The 16,553-nt window shown below is 44.8% G+C and carries 19 protein-coding genes; all 19 read right to left on the bottom strand.

The window, feature by feature from the left end:
- Positions 1-24: 24 nt before the first annotated feature.
- The 19 genes from AAHT65_RS13680 to AAHT65_RS13590 all read right to left on the bottom strand — a co-directional run bounded on the left by AAHT65_RS13680 (position 25) and on the right by AAHT65_RS13590 (position 16,472).
- The gene (locus AAHT65_RS13680) at positions 25-402 is read right to left on the bottom strand and encodes a VOC family protein (protein ID WP_088116992.1); all 378 of its coding nucleotides are present in this window, start codon (positions 400-402) and stop codon (positions 25-27) included.
- 64 nt (positions 403-466) lie between these two features.
- Positions 467-733 (bottom strand): DUF2577 family protein, encoded by a 267-nt coding sequence (locus tag AAHT65_RS13675; protein WP_088116991.1) that lies wholly within the window; start codon positions 731-733, stop codon positions 467-469.
- Positions 733-1,710: an XkdQ/YqbQ family protein gene (locus AAHT65_RS13670; RefSeq protein ID WP_088116990.1), complete on the bottom strand. Its 978-nt coding sequence runs from the start codon at positions 1,708-1,710 to the stop codon at positions 733-735. Before AAHT65_RS13670 ends, AAHT65_RS13675 begins: the two co-directional genes overlap by 1 nt.
- A gap of 15 nt (positions 1,711-1,725) precedes the next feature.
- A complete protein-coding gene (locus tag AAHT65_RS13665; RefSeq protein ID WP_088116989.1) occupies positions 1,726-2,385 on the bottom strand; it encodes a LysM peptidoglycan-binding domain-containing protein in 660 nt (219 codons plus the stop codon).
- Entirely contained in the window at positions 2,378-6,553 is a 4,176-nt protein-coding gene (locus AAHT65_RS13660; protein WP_088116988.1) for a transglycosylase SLT domain-containing protein, read from the bottom strand. The genes AAHT65_RS13665 and AAHT65_RS13660 overlap by 8 nt, the downstream gene beginning before the upstream one ends.
- Before the next feature lie 10 nt (positions 6,554-6,563).
- Positions 6,564-6,701 carry a hypothetical protein gene (locus AAHT65_RS13655; RefSeq protein WP_072566146.1) on the bottom strand — a complete coding sequence of 46 codons (138 nt, stop codon included), beginning with the start codon at positions 6,699-6,701 and terminating at the stop codon, positions 6,564-6,566.
- A gap of 41 nt (positions 6,702-6,742) precedes the next feature.
- Complete coding sequence (locus AAHT65_RS13650) at positions 6,743-7,189, bottom strand: phage tail assembly chaperone (RefSeq protein WP_003327445.1); 447 nt, start codon at positions 7,187-7,189, stop codon at positions 6,743-6,745.
- 89 nt (positions 7,190-7,278) lie between these two features.
- A complete protein-coding gene (locus AAHT65_RS13645; protein WP_003220592.1) occupies positions 7,279-7,722 on the bottom strand; it encodes a phage tail tube protein in 444 nt (147 codons plus the stop codon).
- A gap of 1 nt (position 7,723) precedes the next feature.
- A complete protein-coding gene (locus tag AAHT65_RS13640) occupies positions 7,724-9,124 on the bottom strand; it encodes a phage tail sheath family protein (RefSeq protein WP_343310380.1) in 1,401 nt (466 codons plus the stop codon).
- A 1-nt stretch (position 9,125) separates the two neighbouring features.
- The gene (locus AAHT65_RS13635; protein ID WP_094231845.1) at positions 9,126-9,335 is read right to left on the bottom strand and encodes a hypothetical protein; all 210 of its coding nucleotides are present in this window, start codon (positions 9,333-9,335) and stop codon (positions 9,126-9,128) included.
- A 2-nt stretch (positions 9,336-9,337) separates the two neighbouring features.
- A complete protein-coding gene (locus tag AAHT65_RS13630; RefSeq protein WP_343310378.1) occupies positions 9,338-9,778 on the bottom strand; it encodes a phage portal protein in 441 nt (146 codons plus the stop codon).
- Positions 9,779-9,789: 11 nt separating this feature from the next.
- Positions 9,790-10,278 (bottom strand): HK97 gp10 family phage protein, encoded by a 489-nt coding sequence (locus AAHT65_RS13625; RefSeq protein ID WP_003327449.1) that lies wholly within the window; start codon positions 10,276-10,278, stop codon positions 9,790-9,792.
- Positions 10,275-10,631, bottom strand: coding sequence for a YqbH/XkdH family protein (locus tag AAHT65_RS13620; protein WP_088116984.1), 357 nt, complete (start codon positions 10,629-10,631; stop codon positions 10,275-10,277). The genes AAHT65_RS13625 and AAHT65_RS13620 overlap by 4 nt, the downstream gene beginning before the upstream one ends.
- Positions 10,628-11,011 (bottom strand): protein YqbG, encoded by a 384-nt coding sequence (gene yqbG / locus AAHT65_RS13615; RefSeq protein ID WP_216414076.1) that lies wholly within the window; start codon positions 11,009-11,011, stop codon positions 10,628-10,630. The genes AAHT65_RS13620 and yqbG overlap by 4 nt, the downstream gene beginning before the upstream one ends.
- Positions 11,012-11,034: 23 nt before the next feature.
- On the bottom strand, positions 11,035-11,970 hold the full coding sequence (locus tag AAHT65_RS13610; protein ID WP_063637551.1) for a phage major capsid protein: 936 nt from the start codon (positions 11,968-11,970) through the stop codon (positions 11,035-11,037).
- Positions 11,971-11,994: 24 nt separating this feature from the next.
- The gene (locus AAHT65_RS13605) at positions 11,995-12,864 is read right to left on the bottom strand and encodes an XkdF-like putative serine protease domain-containing protein (protein ID WP_106047268.1); all 870 of its coding nucleotides are present in this window, start codon (positions 12,862-12,864) and stop codon (positions 11,995-11,997) included.
- Between the two features lie 19 nt (positions 12,865-12,883).
- Positions 12,884-14,374 (bottom strand): phage portal protein, encoded by a 1,491-nt coding sequence (locus tag AAHT65_RS13600; protein ID WP_003327455.1) that lies wholly within the window; start codon positions 14,372-14,374, stop codon positions 12,884-12,886.
- Positions 14,375-14,376: 2 nt separating this feature from the next.
- Positions 14,377-15,675: a PBSX family phage terminase large subunit gene (locus AAHT65_RS13595; RefSeq protein WP_343310377.1), complete on the bottom strand. Its 1,299-nt coding sequence runs from the start codon at positions 15,673-15,675 to the stop codon at positions 14,377-14,379.
- The gene (locus tag AAHT65_RS13590; protein ID WP_151290947.1) at positions 15,672-16,472 is read right to left on the bottom strand and encodes a terminase small subunit; all 801 of its coding nucleotides are present in this window, start codon (positions 16,470-16,472) and stop codon (positions 15,672-15,674) included. Before AAHT65_RS13590 ends, AAHT65_RS13595 begins: the two co-directional genes overlap by 4 nt.
- Positions 16,473-16,553 lie beyond the last annotated feature (81 nt).

Below are 16,553 nucleotides of genomic sequence, written 5' to 3'. Positions count from 1 at the left end.
AGGGGCCTTTTGATTTCAGGCTGGTCAATAGTTGGAAATCTCTATTAAATTCCCATCCGGATCTCTTATATAGATAGAGGTGATTTCCCCTAAAGCGCCTGTTCTTTTGACAGGCCCTTCTTCTAATGGGATATGGCAGCTGGTTACATGCTGAATGACTTCATGCACTTCCGTCTCGGTGATAAAGCAAAGGTCCGCTGAACCCGGAGTCGGCGTCTTTGCTTTTGGGTCGAATTCATTTTCGGCTTCATGCAGGTTGATCTTTTGCTCCCCGAACTGCAGCGCTTTTCTGCCTTCTCCAAATGTGATCACCTTCATGCCCAGCACTTGGTTATAAAAATCACATGTTCTTTGAATGTTTTTTACGGTTAACACCAAATGGTCCAAACGATTGATGTCCAAAAAGGCTCCCCCTTTTCATAAATGATACGACGGAGCTTTTCAAAACACAATCGAAAGCCGGACTCTAAATTTTATCCATGATAAAAAACGATTGTCCGCCGCTCAAGGCCGCTATCATCACATATTCACCGGCAGTAAGCACATCGTCTCCTCCATCCTGCATCCGTTTGGGAATGATCAGTAAATCTGCCGGAATGATCAGCTTGCTGTTTTCTTTCAGTTTGATTTCGACAGGGGAAACGGAAACCACTTCAGCCGTCATCAGTTCAACCGGTGACTCAGCATGAACGGCGCCTACAGCTAACTGTTTAATGGCGTCACTTAATTTCATCACGAAGCCCCTTCCGGAATCGTATTTTTTTCAACCACATCAATGGTCATCGTATGTTTTGTTCCTTTAAACTCATGCCTGTCAGAATCAACCCAATACGTTTTCTTAACCCCTGCCTCCGGGATTGAAATATACACCGGCAATCCGCTCTGCAGATCTGGAATGCCAATCGCCTGAATATTTTTCAGTTCTTTTTTGACACCTTTCTTTTCAGCCTGACGCACTTTAGCCCGCTGCTGAAGCTGGGCTTGGTTGATGTCGTCAGAAACCGTCTCCACATATTGAAGAACGCCGTATTTGCTCATGCCTGCGCTGTCTTTGGCAGTGGCTTTATACGTTTTATTATCCTTTTGGCGGCGCATCACCACTCGTGTCGCTGTATCGTTAATCGATGTGCTGTATTGGTATCCCGTAATATTAACGCCAGTTTCCAGCACCCAGATTTCAGCCGGGTCAGGCCACTCCCGCAGTCCAAGCTTTCCTTTTTCCGAATAAAGCTGATAATTGCGGCCGGTCTGGCTCTTGGTCTGCTTTAAAGCCTTCAGCATGATGTCATAAAGACTCGTATCATTTTTAAATACGAGAGACTTGATGGTATGGCCCGTGTTGGCGATCGTTGTGACGGGGATTTGAAAATCATTGGCAATTCTCTTAATCATTTGGTCGGCCCGCTGGTTCGAAAACACATAAACATCCTGATTTTTCACCAAGTATTGCAGCATATCATAAGCGCTGAACGCCAGTGTATGCTCATCCGGTGTTCTTGCGAAGACGATTCCCCTGAAAAGCTCTTTGCCTTTCCATTTAAATAAAACGGTATCGCCCTCTGATACACTGTAATACGTTTGGCTGCCTTGTTTTGTAACAATGGTCGCCTCAATGGAGCGCGGCGCCTGATACCTGTGCCCTTCAAGAGAGACGCTTTCTGCCACCAGCTCAAACCATTCCGTTTCTTTAATGACGAATAGTTCTATCATCTGTCATCACCTGTTTCATTGCGGAATCTTCAATTTCTGTCCCGGGAAAATCCAATGTCCCGGCTGGCGTATGTTTCGTTTGCTGCGTTTAATCATAGCCGTTTTATTGGCGTTCCAAATCTTGCGCCATTTCGTGCTGCTGCCGTAAAACTTTCCGGCGAGGTCCCAGAGCGTGTCTCCTTTTTTCACTGTATAGGTTTTAGGAGATGCTTTAGACGGGCGTTTTGTTTTTGTTTTTTTCTTTTGTTTGATCTTTCGTGGTGATGCGGTTTTGTATTCTTTCAACACAATGTCAAAATCCCGATCACCTATTTCATTGTCCCCTTCACTATATTTGAAGCTTTCAATACTGCATGTCATATTGATTTTTGTTCCAGTAATTAAAAATTGGACAGGCTTTTTAGCCTTCATCCATTTTTCAATTTTAACAATGGCGTTCTCCGGAGAAGGTATATTCTTATATTCAGCTATCGGGCTATACTTTTTTGGAAAAAAAGAAGAAAAAGAGATTTCTTTAGCTCCTGGCTCTTCAATAAATGTGATATCACCCAGCCCTGTTATTTTTACTGAGTCATTTTGTAAGCTATTAGATACGTCAATCGTCTCGGGAAGAACGGGAAATCGCAGCTTTTCCTTCCCCTGTGATATCCAAAATTCATAGACAGACTTAGTCAAAAGCCACGACCCCCTTTGTTCCGGTGTTAATGTCTTTTTGTAATTCATCAAGTAATGCTTGCCTGATTTTAGCTACTAGACTGTCAGCATCCTGTCCGTTATGAAAATGCTGGTCGCCATTGAATTCAATCTTTATTTCTTTCGTTCCGGCTGTTTGTACCGTTTGCCGGCTTCCGGAAGTAACGGCTGCTGATACTTGTCCTGATGAAAGCTCAGACTGCTGAGTTTGTGATGGATCTGTTACTTCCATTCCTAAAGCTTGGGCTGCTCTCTGAAGGAGGTAGCGGCCGCGAATGCCCCGCTCCTCCGGAATAATCCATTCCCGCTTGTTCCCTTCACCGACACGGGCGATTTGTTCTTTTGTGATCAGTCCGCCGTTGGCATATCCAACATACGGTCCGCCACGTCTCAAGCTTTTAATACCAGGCACATTGTCAATTGAGCCGTATCTGCTCTTAATATATCCGATCGCGGCAGCAGCATTGTGAACCGGATTTCTGATGTTACCCATGCCCGGCGCTTTATGTGCATTAAAAGTGGTCGGTATTGTCTGCATGAGCCCTTGGGATGGATTTCCCGCCTTCGCGTTGCTATCCCACAGGTTAATAGAGTTCGGGTTGCCCCCTGATTCATACTGTGCAATCGTCATTAATCCCGAGAGCCAGCTCAATGGTGTCTTTGTGGCCATCATTGCTGCCATAAGCCACTGTTTCACATTTCCCCCTACTGCACCCATTCCGGAATAAGCAGCTGCCAGTGTACCGGCTTGCTTTTCAGCGTATTTTTTCACATCGACAGAATCTAACCCTTTTACTACACCAACAGATGCAAAGCGACCGAGACTCATCATAACTCGAGAAGGAGAATGAATATCCAGCTCTTCACGGAATGCCTTCTCAACTTTTTTGGCCAGTTCCTTGGCAGCCTCATGGACTTCACTTGCCTTTGAAGTCATACCTGAAACAAAATTCCCGATCATACCGGTTCCCCAGCCGTTTGATGATTCTTTAGATCGCAAAAACGGCTTATTCACATGTGTATTTACATATTGATCAGTACCGGTTTGGGAACTATTTTGTCCTGAAGCAAACCCTTTAATTGTACCGCTTCCCCATGAAGAGGATTTATTCACAGTGTTCTGGAATGGTGTTTTGACTTTCGTCTGCAGGAATCCATCTGTTCCGGTTGCCGTACTGTTCTGACCATTAGCATAACCATTGACCACCTGTTTTCCGTAATTCGGAGTGTAAGAGATCAAATTTTTCATAGGCTGGCCGACGTTTTTCTGTTTCCAAGTGTCCATTGAAACGACATTATCGCCAATACCTTGATCGAAGCCTTGTGTGAACTGTTGACCGAAAGAAGCCGCCTGTTCATTTAGGCTCGACGTATCAACAGTAGGAGCTACCGTCGCTGAGACTGATGCTCCGCCGGCTAATGGTGAAACAGCAGTTTCTCCACCTGCAGATGAAGCAGAAGCCATGTCGTCAACAACGCTCATTCCTAGTTTAGAAGCAGCCTGAGAAAGAAGCATTTTACCGCGGCCCTTGTTGTTATCAACAGGGATCACAAACTCTTTACCCGCTTCGCCAATCCATGAAATGGTCGGTTTCGTAATATAACCACCCGTCGCATTCCTTTCAAGAACGCTCTTTTGTTTAGGGAAAATACTTGTAGGCGCTGATGACTGCGACTGAACAAGACCAGCAATTCCTCCGCCACCGCTAGAATTTTTACCAGATGAAGACTTGCCAGATTTACCTGTTGCATCTTCACCTCTACCGATAAGGTTATTTATGAACCGTCCTCCAGCGCCAGCCAATTCTTGGAGTTTAATGACCCATGCAAAAGTATCTTGGAATTTCTCCTTAATTCCGTCGGCTATGTCACTTAACGGATCACCAACATTTTCACGGAACCAATTCTCAATACCTTTCCAAGCGTCTTTAACAGCTTTTTTGGCTGACTCAAATTTCTCCGAAATTGATTTCTTCGCATCTTCTACCTTTGAAACAATTGGATTCCATACATTTTCACTAAACCAAGCTGAAACTGCACTCCACTTGTCAGATATCCACGTCCATGCTTCGTTAAGCTTTGTCCAGATCCAGTTTGCTGCATTAGTGACAGCATCACTTACCGGCGTCCACACATTATCCATAAACCAAGTTGAGACTGTAGACCATAATTCGGAAATAAATGTCCATGCTTCATTAAGCTTTGTCCATACCCACGTGGCGGCAGTCGTCACCGCATTACTTAGTGGATTCCACACATTATCCATGAACCAAGTGGAGACAGTGGACCATAATTCGGAAATAAATGTCCACGCTTCATTAATTTTCGTCCATATCCATAATGCCGCTGTAGTCACAGCATCACTTACCGGCGTCCACACATTATCCATGAACCATGTGGAGACAGTGGACCATGTGTCTGAGATCCAAGTCCAAGCGTCATTTATTTTTGTCCAAATCCAATCAGCAGCATCAGTGACACCGTCAACTAATGGATTCCAGACATTATCCATAAACCAGGATGACACGTCATTCCAGGTATCAGTCAGCCATTTCTTAGCATCCTCGAATTTTTCGGTGATCATATCAATCTTATCTCCGGCCCAATCACTAACAGGGGTCCAGACATTATCCATAAACCAATCCGAAAAATCAGACCAAGTATCACTGATCCAATCGACGGCATTTTTTGCACCGTCAACAATTCCATCCCACGCTTTAGAAGCGCCGCCATCATCAAACCATTTGCCAATGGATGATCCTATATCAGAACCCCCAATACCGCCTGCGATACTGCCAACAACTCCGCCGGCAGCAGTGCCGACAACAGGAACAACAGAACCGACGGCTGCCCCTGCGGCTCCTCCTGCAGCAGCTCCGCCAAGATTCCCCGCAAAAGAACCGACTTTCTCTCCTGCATTTTCTTTGTTCATCCCGAGTAAATCGGTTGCAGCTAATGCAGTTCCCAAAAGAGGGATACCTTTCGCAAATTTCCCCAAACCTTTTAAAGGCGTTAAAACTTTCCCCCATTTTGATGAGTCGGTGGCAGTGGACCTCATGCTTCCGAGCCAGTTTCTGAACTTAGAGCCAGAATTTCTTCCGCTTGTGGCATTTTCTCCTGATGCACCGCTCTGACGTCTTTGTAATACCTCGCCTGGAACTCTCAGTGTTCGTCCTGAAGTCCCTGCACTTGTCGGACTTTTTCTTTTTTTATATCTTTTGTTGGCTTTGCTTTCAGAGCTATTACCTCCGCACCCACAGCAGCAGCAACAGCATCTCTGCCCAGTGTTGCGTTTATCAACTTTCTCATTACTCTGCGTATTCCCAGGCGCATGATCTGGGGTATTTTCTTCATTATCATTTTTTTTTAACCAAGGAATTTTTTCAAATAACGAGTCAAGAATCTTTTCTATCACTTTATCTTTAAAAGCTGTTCCGAAGTCTTCTAATGTTTGCATAAACCAATTCTTTTTTTCTTCCGGTTTCTTCTCGTTGATCTTATCAGCAGCTAATTTTTCTTTAGCGATAATATTAACTGTATATGTTTTTTCAAAATCTCTTAAAAGGGCTGTAATTCGATTAACAGTTTTTGTTATTTCATCAACCACTTTTAATTTAACTGTATACGTTTTTTCAAAATGGCTTAAAAGGGCTGTAATTCGATTAACGGTTTTTGTTATTTCATCAATCACTTTTAATTTAACTGAATACCCATTTTTAAGGTTCTTTTGCAAATATCCCAATATTCGTTTTGTAGCTGGGGTGATTTGATCATTGACGAAAAGACCGACTGAAAACTGATTCCCGCTCAACATTTTTCTTATTTTTTTATAAGCATCTGTTACATGTTCAATTAGACTTACATTAATGATTCTTTCTTTCGGGAGCCGTTTTAACTTATGCTCAATAACATCAAGCCCGGCAGTAGCCTGGTCATCAAGAACCACTTTAATTTCAAGTGATTTTGCAAATTTTAAGACAATATAGTCATTGATCTTTCTCAATTTGTAAAAGGCTTGGTCCTCTGCCTTAATACTGATTTTGATTTGTCGATTAATGGTTTTCACCTTTTTTTCGACCATTTGAAACCCTTTATGAATTCGTTTTAACTTTTTAGAAACTTTATCTTCCAGGTCAAAACGAGCTGTCAATTTAGCGATATTATGTACCTCCTTTCCTCGATTCTTTTTCCATTAATTCAAGCTTATATCCAATCAGTCCATACAAAAGCGCCTTAAAGTTTCTAGGCGCTTCATACAGTTCTAATAAATCCGATGGAGAATAATGAAGCTCGTGCATCGCATAGTAGAGATACACGGTTTCTTTATGCCCATCCTTGATTAGTTTTTTACTTCTTCTTCCAGATCCTCTAATTCATCTTCGAAACCATTAATCTCAATCGCTTTGTTGAGCCAGTTTGCGTATTCGCCTCCAACTGAGAGGACGCGTTTCGCAACTTCTACCGGGTCAGCCGTTTTGTAAGCTTCTCGAAGCTCTTTTGAACGGAAGTCCGGATAAACGGTTGATTCAACTGCGATTCGGGCATAAAAGCGCTGGCTGTCTAAATCTTTTACACGGCCTCTGCCTTTGACATTTTTATAAGTTGTTGTTTCTTTCTCTAATTCATCAATGCGCTCCGTCGTGATCGCTTTAAATATAAATGGTACGATGTCCCCTTTTTTATCAACAAAACGCTTAGAGATCGGCACTTTGATTTCTTCGGCTTCGATTGTTTTTCCCGGCATAAAAAAGGAAAGATCATATACGTTTTCGTTCTTCTCGCTCATGTAAAAAACTCCCTTATCTTTAAATTGATTTCATCATTTAAAAACAGACCTTTCTGAGAAAGGTCTGCGTATGGCTGGTTCAGTTTTGATTAAAACGTGTCAGAAAGCTTTTCAGGCACGTCAAAATCTTCAAATGTAAACGGGACTTCTTCCTCTAATGCTTCAGAATCTACATCGAGGCTTGCGATTTTTGCGGAGTCGAAGTTTACGTCGTAAAGCGTGACTCGTTCCGTGCCTCGTCCGGAAGATTTATCATCTAACACAGCCTGCAGGGTGAAATAAGGATCGCTGCCTTTTTTCACGTAATCCATCATGAGGATCACAAATTTTGATGTGACTTTGTAAAACGTCGCTGTGCCTGTTCCGTTTGCGCCTGTTGTTTTATGGCCTGTCATTCGGCGTCCCATAATGTTGACTTCTGATTTGTTTTTCTCTACGTTTGCTTCAAAGGTTTTAATGTGCGCCATTTCTTCTCCATCGAGAAATAAGCGGCCTTCTTTACCTGAAATTGTATTTTGTGCTTTTAATGCCATTTTAGTTTACCTCCACGTTAAAGTAGAATTTTTCTGCTGCGTCCATAGGTTTCACGGCGAGATCAATGAGGAAGCCGTCACGGTCTTCATTCAAAGCAATTGAAATATCTTCATCTGAATCAAAATCCGTAATGCCGTCCGCATCCTGAAGAGTGGTCATGTATTGAGTAATCATTGTTTTCACATACTGAAGCCCGTCCTCAGATGCCGGAATATCGCTTCCGCTGCCTTTCCTTGATTTAATTAAGGCTTTCAGCTCACGTGTTAAATCGTTATTAACCGCATCAAGCACACGGACAATTTTATTTTTCGCAAACTTTTTGTTTTTCTCAGCTGTAAAAGTCGTTAATGAGTTAATGTCTTTTTCTACGCTGACGGACTTATCGCGCGCGTCATACGTAAAGAGAAATTCACCCTTGCCAAGGCGCTCGACAATGCTGTCGTGATCAAGGCGGTTTAACACATCAACGGCTCCCTCGTATTCCACAAATGTCAGGGATTGATTGAAAGTGGCACCGGCGCTTGCGCCCGCAACCCAAGCAGTTGCTTTCTCGGCTGTTACTTCTGTGCCGTCCTCTAGGAGCACCCCTTCTGTCACATTAATAATGCCTTCATAATCCCCATGGTAATGGGCTGTTACGCCTTGCACCTTTTGCCCTTGGCCGTCGCGCAGACGTTGAATGAAAGCGGCAAACGTCGCTTTCAGCTGGTCGTTATCAGCAACCGGCAGCGCGATCACATCGAAGTTTTCTGTTTCAGCAGCGGCTAAGAAATCAGTATAATCCGAGTTCACAGGCGTTTTATCAGTCCCGCCCGACAAACGGATGCCGGCTGCCGCGCTTAATGTACCCCCTGTTGATTCTTCCTCCGAGCCTGTCAAAGGAATTGAGGCGGACAGATCGCCTGCTCCTGTGAAGGAAACATAGTCGTTTGCCGTTAACTCTTCTGCTTTCTTGACTGTTTGCTTATCGACTTCGGATTCGTCCATATAGGTGGTGACATCAAACGCTTGGGAATCAAGCACATTTTCATTGACACGGATGATGATGTCATTTCCTTTTGAGCCTCCGTATAAAGCGGTCGCTTTTACGCCTTCTGCAATATCCGCTGACGCACGGACACCTTCTGTCAGGCGATACATCAGTACCGTTTGCGCATTTTTCTTCGCTTCACGCAAAAGCAGCAAAGACGGATCTTCAATACTGAGACCTACCTTTTTATTCAGATCTTCCACACTTGAAATGGACACAAAGGTTTTGGCCTCTCCCCAGTTTGATGCGACAGGAAGCGCTACAGTCCCCCGTTCACCGAGTGATACCCGTTCCTGTGCCGTTGTTTTAAAGTTAAAATAAATGCCTGCACGATCTTTTTCTTTGCCTGTTGTAAATGTTCCGCCATTCATATTACATGACCTCCTTGGTTAAAAATGTTTGGATGTACTTACGCACTTCTGATTTTGTCATATGTGTTTTTTGCACGCCGAATAAAGCCCCCAGGAGAATTTCCGGTTTTACGCCGAAAAGCTCCTTTGCGTGCTTGGTTAAATCGGCTGTGGCAAAAAGAGCTTCTGTTCCCTCAGTTTTTCCAGCCTTTATGGTATTGTTTTTTTTCACTTTTACTTCACCCCGCTGTTTATATCAATATCCTGCAAAACAGGCTGTTCCGTCTTTTGATAGTAGTACCGGCTGCTCCAGCGGACGGTCATCACCGCCTCGCCTCTGTCTCCAACCCTCGTTTCCATCCGTGTAATCCGAATAAAATCACCTGTTTCAGCGCCTGACTCATCAAGCAGCGGAACGATATTTCTGCACTCCCTGACTGTGTCGGCGAGCCGGTCTGCTTCTTTCAGCGCCAGGGCGGAATTCGTGTGGAACAGCTTCATATTGAGGCTGTAGGTTTTCTTGAAGGTTGATACCGTATCGGTTTCTTCAAAAACAGAAGGAACGGGGACATATAATGACGGAATCTGAAAATGATCAGGCAGTTCGCTGTCATAAATCGGGACAGGCCATTGCTTGTAGAAAAAAGCCATAATTGATCCTGTTTCACTGTTCATCCCATTCCTCCTTACAATGTTTTGAGCCATTGACGCAATTTTTGCTCCAATGATTTCGCAAATACCTGTTCAAATAAAATAAGCGCATTATCCCAATAGCCTGTGCCGCTGACCCATTTTTTCTTAAGCGCCATTCCGGTTGAAGAGGCAGGATCATAGACGAACCGCGCGCCTTGAAAATAACCCGGCACCCATTTCACGCCGTCGCCTTCAGTTGTCCAGCGGCCGTCGTTCACAAACGATGCATATTCAAGGTTCGAACCGACTTCAAGGGATAAGCCGCCGCTTTCTGCGATCCAAATATGATCGGCGTCCCCTTTTTGAAATGAAGAAAACAGCCTCTCCGTATCAATGGATTGGGAACTGATCAGTTCGTCTTGCACCATATCCAGAAAGTCTTGTCCGGATTGCTCCAGCCATTTGGCAGCCTGACGGGAAAATCCCCCGGATGCGGCTTCTTTCAGTGAGGCGTTTAATTTTGAAAGCCCTTTGATTTTCATAGGCTTTCATCCCTGACAGCAGTGACTTCCCAATGGTGGTTTCTCAGCTTTTTCGGCAACTCCAAAATATAACCGACACCATCCCATATCACCTTGTCGTTTACACGAACATCCGCTGATAATGGAAAGTGGACGAGAAAGCTGCGATAAACCGTATGGTTCGGAAGCTGCTGGATCAGCAGCTGCTGTTTTTCTGTGAAATAACAGGGCACATTCTGTTCATCAGGCGTGTCCGGATAAGTAAAAACAGGCTGCAGCTTGTTCGCCGGAATTCCGAACTTCCCGCTTGGTGCCGGTGCGGCCGTTTCATGATAAATATCACAACGATGAACAAGCATCCGTGTATAGCTCATAGCGTCCGCACCTTGAGTTTGGAGGACGCAGGAGAATATCCGGCAGCAATGTACTCCTGAAGCAGGTTATATACGTCAGGCTTTTGAATACCGCCATTTGTTGAGATGGTGTAAGAATAGTCTCCCATTTTTTCAGACTGATAGCTTGAAACACTCGTTTCATCGCTGTTTACCAGCGCAAAATATTGGGCGAGCTTAAGCAAAGCAAGTCTGGCTTTGTCGGGAAGAGGAACATAAACGGCATCCGTAAAATGGTGGCCTGTGATTCTTGCCGCCTCCGCCTCAGCTTCGATAATATCCTGCGTAAGCAAATGCGCCGGTCTGTTTTGCACCTGTTCAAAGACTGAATAAGAGGCAACGTCAGTCGGTTCAATAAGCATAAGCTGACAACCCCATTTCCGGTTTATTCTTTCACGTTAATCAATTTTGCGACAGCGTCTTCTTCTTCGAATTTACTGTCAAGCTTAGCCGTCAACACAATAATAAATTTACGAGAGCGAATATCCTTGTCCACTTCGATTCTAATATTGCGGGAAAAGCCTAGAATAATATTTTTCGGATGAGTCAAAATGATATCAGACGCATCATATTGCGCGTCTCCTTCGCCAACCGTATAAGGCTGAATATTGGACACTCCCTTGACCGGTACGCCGAATGCCGTAGACAATCCGCCTTGAACGGCGAGGTCCCCTAAATTCGTCTGACGATCCGCCACCCGGTCTTTCCACTCAATTTCCATTCCGTGAGACGTAAAGAATCTGAATTCCTGCGGGATACGCAAATATTTCGGCGGGACTGCCTTCAGCCCTTTTTTAAATGTACCTCTGGAAAGCTCTTCACCAGCCGCGTCAACAATGTGAGATACCGCCTGTTTACGGATTCCGTCAAGCTGTGCGAGGTATGGATCCTTGGAAGCAGTATCACCGTTTACAATCAACTCTTCGATATCAACAGCCGCCCGTTCCGCCAGGATTTGCATAATGGTTTGCTGAAGCCCGTCTTTTTCTATGTTGTTTTCCAGCGTGTCATACGTAATATTAATCTCCGCAATGACTTCTTTTGTGTTCAGCTGTACCGTGCTCGTTGAAGGAACAGTCAGCTCGTCATTTGATAAAGCCTTGCCCTCTTCAGCAGCACGCAAAATGCGCTGGCCGAAGCCGATTTTCTCAAATTTTTGTGAATCGTTTTCCATTTGAATCACACGGGATTCGCTGAAAATCGTAGGTGTGTTCTGCACCATACGGATAAATGCCGATGCTTGCGCAGGGTTCATAAGCCCTCCGCTTTTTAATGCTGAAAGCGACATTTCCGCTTTTTGAATGATGTCTTGATTTCTCAAATTGATTTCCTCCTCCTGACTGGTTTACAGCAGTCCGCTCCAAATTGATTTTTTGATTTGTTCTGCATTCCCGTTGCCGTCATCGGCGGTCTGTTTAGATGCGCCTCTTGTTTTTTCCAGCGCTTCAATGCGTTCGACAAGCGGGGCGAGCATATCTTCCACAAGCTTTTTCAGACGCTCTTCCTCTTCTGTCTGCTCCGGTTTTTCTTCCGCTGCTTCTGTATTTTTTTCGATTGCATCAAGCCGCTTTAACAACGGGTACAATGCATGTTCAATGGATTCTTTCATGTCTTCCTTTTTCATATCCTTGGTGTCCTCCCCCATTTTCTGAAATCTGGTTTTCAGTCCTCTTTGACTGTCGCGATCAGACAGCAGCTGCTTGAATACACCCATCAATCCGGATGCTTTTTCATCAGGCTCTTCTTCATGCGTATCCGCAGTGCCCGCCATACTGTATCCTGTGATGACACCTGCTTTGATTTGCTCCCATACCTCATCGGCAGCTCTTGTCACGAGCACCCAAGAGCCCTTTTTAATCAGCCTTGTGCCGATCTGGAAATCATCCGGCGCCACATACGATTCGACCACTTCGCCAGTTCCGCTTTGAAAATTGTGGTTGATGTCGATATTGCGGGCCTCCGCGAGAAAACCGTGGGCGGCCTTTTCAATTTCTGCAGCCGTCATATAATCGCCGTGCGCATCCGGCACATCCGGTTCGTAAACGATCCCATACACGAGTTTTTGTTCCTCACTCCCGCTTTTGGTAAATAGCCGGACTTCTTTCTCAAATGCCGGAGGCCCGGCAGACTTCGTAAAGAAAAACTCCGTCTGATTAGCAGCTTTGTCCACATAGCTCACAAAGCTGATTTTGGCATTTTTCAATTCTCTCGGCACCTGTTGCTTTCACCCCCTTTCAGGACTTTTTTAAACTTTCAATGCTTTCCTTTACGTCCTGTAAAAGAGCGGATTGGTCCTGCGGCTCGACGTCTTGTGCAGCCGGTCTGTTGTAGATGTCTTCCGGCCATTCCTCAAGGGTTTTGCCGAGCACCCGTCCGGCAAGATCTCTTAAATCATTAGGAGAGACTGCACCAGCCGTAATAAAAGGACCCAGCACTTTTGCGATCTCAAGCGGATCACGAAAGTCGGGTCCTTTTAATGTTAGCCTTGCGTCATGAATATCCAATTCCGGCAAAAGAAGCGTGTTCAGTTTGTTTACGAGAATTTTCCTCTCCGGCTGAAACACCTGCTCTTCTGTTATTTTTCTGGCCGTATCGGCTGTCGCCCGGTTATATTCTTGCGCCTCGCCGGTATAGAGCGGCGGCAGACGGAAGGCGGAGCGGAGTTTATTTCTGCTTTTGTCATCGTATTCCAAAAACAGCGCGTCATTTTGCAAAATTTCCGCAAGCGACTTGATTTCGACGGAAACAGGAGTAATGTCTTCTCCTCCGTGCAGGTCTTTTTCCTTGGCAATGCCTTCAGCTTCAATGAGGAGAAATTTATGGGCGTTTTCGACTCCTTCAAGATCATTCATATAGTCTTGCAGCTCTTTATACGAAGCTTCGGACAGCATTCCGTTTTCGACTGTAATCGCAGCAGGCACATGGCGTCCCTGCTTAAAATACATGAAGTTGAGTTCTTCCGCTTTTCTTGCGCCATATAAATTGACGATGTTTCCCACCCATCGGGGAACACCGTATGAGCCGCTGCCAATTTTGAGGTGAATTGCTTCATTTGCCTGAAAATCCTCAGACAGCGTTTTCACATATTCTCCCGTTCGCATGTCCATGTTGCGCGGGTCTCCGTATTCCTTAAAAAATACTTTTTGCCCGTTTATCATTTGTACATATTTGCGAAAACGCTTTTGCCTTTTAATCGTCTTCGGTATGCCGTTTTCCTGGTATGTAAACATCACCTCAACAGGCTCAGACACACCGCATACCCGCATGTTTTTTACATCTAAATATTCGATGCCGGCCGGTTTTCCAGTTCCGTCCCGGAGCACTTCCATAAACCCGTTCCCCGTTTTCTCCCTGTCTTCAATGGCATAGCCTAAAATCACTTCAGCTGATTCATCAAAATGAAGGCAGCGGTAAAACGCTTCAAGCCGTGACCAATCTTTTTCCGCTCTTTTCTTTTTTGCCCGGTTGACATCTGAGCCGTTAATGTCAAATGTATATTCAACATCGAAGCCGAAGCCGGTAATATTGACCCGGTACGCATCTATGCACTGCTGAAGAATCGTAGAATATTCGGCGATCGTTTTCAGCTCGGTGATGTTATAGGGCGGAGCGATAATGTCTTCTCCATACATATCAGAGAACTGGTCTTCATAAAGCTGCTTCGTCTTTGGAGCTGAGGCATTTGCTTTTAATACGGTGGCCCTGACTGTTTGGTTCTGCGGCACTTTTATTTCCTCCTTTCTCGATTCGGACGGGTCCTTTCACTGGACGATTCTTTTAAATCGGCCACTTCATAGTCATCAAGCGCGTACCAGATCGCAGATAATGTGTGCGGATCAATGGTAAACTCATCCTCAATCAGCGCTCCGTCCTTATCTTTTGCATAGGTTAACGTTTGCAGCTCATAGATCGCATTTTGACAGCGGTCTGAGCAGATAATCTTCTTGAAACGCTTCACCTTTTTTGTATATTGCAAACGTGACCCCTGAAACTTCCTGGCTGCTACCATGCGAAAGCCCTGCTGGCGGAAATATTGGATGCTTTTAGGCTCTGCGGAATCAGCTTTAATGACTTCCTGTTTCTCGGCAAGCTCGTGAAGCTCCTCAGCCGTTCGGTCATCAGTCATTTTGTTTTTGTAGTACTCCCAGTAAATGTACAGATGCTTTTTCTCAGGATCAACGGCAAGCCGAATGACGGCATTGTAGGATTCTTCAAAGCCAAAATCCATTCCCGTCCGAAAAATCGGCCGGCTGATGTTTGCGATGCATTGCTCCGCCTGTTCATGCGGCAGGACTTCAAATTGCGGCAGAACGCGAACGCCGTTAACGCCGAATCGGCCTTGGCGGGCAATCCTGTACAAGTCAGGATCGTACCGTTTCAATCCGTCCAGCTGTTTCACATAGCTCTCCGGAAGAAACAAGTTATCAAGCGCGGTGGAATGATGATAATACGTGTCCCCAGAAACAATTGTGCGTTTCTTGTACAGCTCTTGATCATCCAATATGTAACGCTTATTCCGCTCATCACGAAAAAAATGCCGGTACGTCCAATTGGATGTGCCGACTGGATTTGTTGTGCAGATCATATGAAGGTCAAGCTTCGGATGGCGCAAACGGCCGATCAGCTCCTTAAAACCTTCGTACTTCACTTCAGAGCACTCTTCAATCCATATTAAAGAAATATTATGAACGGATTTTAATTTCGCAGGGTTGTCCATTCCTTTAAACATGATGCGGCTGCCGTTTGCAAATCGCAGCTGAAGCGGTGAAGAAAGCGGAGTCACCGCCCGATTCAGACTGAGCTCCTCTATGATTTCTTCAAAAAGCGCGAAGGTGGAATCACGATGGGTGTCAAACACCTCGCGAATCACAAGCGCTGTCCGTTTTTCCTTTAACAGCTTCAGAAGGATTTTCAGTGCGGTGTGATAGCTCTTTGACGATCCATAGCCCCCGACGAGAAATTGATATGTTTCATTCCAATTGAACAAGTACTCTTCGAAATGAGGATTGACTTCTTTTACAATCATGCTTTCTCCTCTTTGCGCGTTATCATGATTTCAACCGGATTTTCGCCCTCATCTGACTGATCCAGCTTCTGTTTTGCAAGCTTCAGCTTTTCATTTTCAATCTTTTGCTTAAATTGATCAGGGAATAAATCAAAGTATAATGACAGCTTTTCCAGCGCTTTCATCTTGTCAGCCAGCTTAATCGCAATGCCTTCTTTTCCAAGCTTTGCTTCTGTCACGATTGTTCCGTCTACAAGACCTGAGTCCTTTACATCGACAAAGCTGATTTCCTTCATGATCGGATTGTCATCCTCATCAAACAACGGGCCTGACTTTCCGAAAGCCTGTACTTCTTTTTTTCCGAAGGTCACGTAGTCTGTAATATCAGCGAATGCGATTTTGACATACACTTGCAGCACATCCATCGCTTCAATGAAAACTTCATTGACCATCTCTTTTTTGATCCTCTTGATTTCAGCGGCGACTTTTTCATATTTAAGCAGCCTGCATCCTGTGACATGGGCGCTGTCAGGGGAATATCCCGCTCTGATTGCTGATTGTGTCGCGTTAAAGCTTTTCACATAATAGAGGCAAAACAAGCGCTGGCGTTCATTTAATTCATCATTGTCAATTTGCAGACGATGTTTGCCTTTGCTTGCTGCTTTCGAGAACAAGGATTCCTTCCACTTGTCCTGTTTCTTCCATATTCCTATTGTTTTAGCGGAAACGCCTATTTTTTCGGCAATGGCCCGATTTGTGATATCGCCCTGATATTTTTGATAAATGTTAAATGCTTTCTCTCGCTGTTGTGTTTTCATGCTACGCCATCACCGCCACCTCCGAAATAGATTTCTATTAAAAAGAGCGGCTGAACGATCAGCCGCTTATTGTTTCATGCT

The sequence above is a fragment of the Bacillus atrophaeus genome (assembly GCF_039519175.1).
Classification (GTDB): domain Bacteria; phylum Bacillota; class Bacilli; order Bacillales; family Bacillaceae; genus Bacillus; species Bacillus atrophaeus.
The sequence above is the reverse complement of the archived record's forward strand: the minus strand, read 5'-3'. Positions and strand labels throughout refer to the sequence as shown.

Bases quoted from the DNA above. Each gene is read 5' to 3' on its own strand.
- AAHT65_RS13595 (WP_343310377.1), bottom strand. From the start codon at position 15,675: ATGATTGTAAAAGAAGTCAATCCTCATTTCGAAGAGTACTTGTTCAAT.
- AAHT65_RS13625 (WP_003327449.1), bottom strand. From the start codon at position 10,278: ATGAAAATCAAAGGGCTTTCAAAATTAAACGCCTCACTGAAAGAAGCC.
- AAHT65_RS13645 (WP_003220592.1), bottom strand. From the start codon at position 7,722: ATGGCATTAAAAGCACAAAATACAATTTCAGGTAAAGAAGGCCGCTTA.
- AAHT65_RS13670 (WP_088116990.1), bottom strand. From the start codon at position 1,710: ATGATAGAACTATTCGTCATTAAAGAAACGGAATGGTTTGAGCTGGTG.
- AAHT65_RS13630 (WP_343310378.1), bottom strand. From the start codon at position 9,778: ATGAACAGTGAAACAGGATCAATTATGGCTTTTTTCTACAAGCAATGG.
- AAHT65_RS13655 (WP_072566146.1), bottom strand. From the start codon at position 6,701: ATGCACGAGCTTCATTATTCTCCATCGGATTTATTAGAACTGTATGAA.
- AAHT65_RS13640 (WP_343310380.1), bottom strand. From the start codon at position 9,124: ATGAATGGCGGAACATTTACAACAGGCAAAGAAAAAGATCGTGCAGGC.
- AAHT65_RS13590 (WP_151290947.1), bottom strand. From the start codon at position 16,472: ATGAAAACACAACAGCGAGAGAAAGCATTTAACATTTATCAAAAATAT.
- AAHT65_RS13620 (WP_088116984.1), bottom strand. From the start codon at position 10,631: ATGAGCTATACACGGATGCTTGTTCATCGTTGTGATATTTATCATGAA.
- yqbG (WP_216414076.1), bottom strand. From the start codon at position 11,011: ATGCTTATTGAACCGACTGACGTTGCCTCTTATTCAGTCTTTGAACAG.
- AAHT65_RS13675 (WP_088116991.1), bottom strand. From the start codon at position 733: ATGAAATTAAGTGACGCCATTAAACAGTTAGCTGTAGGCGCCGTTCAT.
- AAHT65_RS13650 (WP_003327445.1), bottom strand. From the start codon at position 7,189: ATGAGCGAGAAGAACGAAAACGTATATGATCTTTCCTTTTTTATGCCG.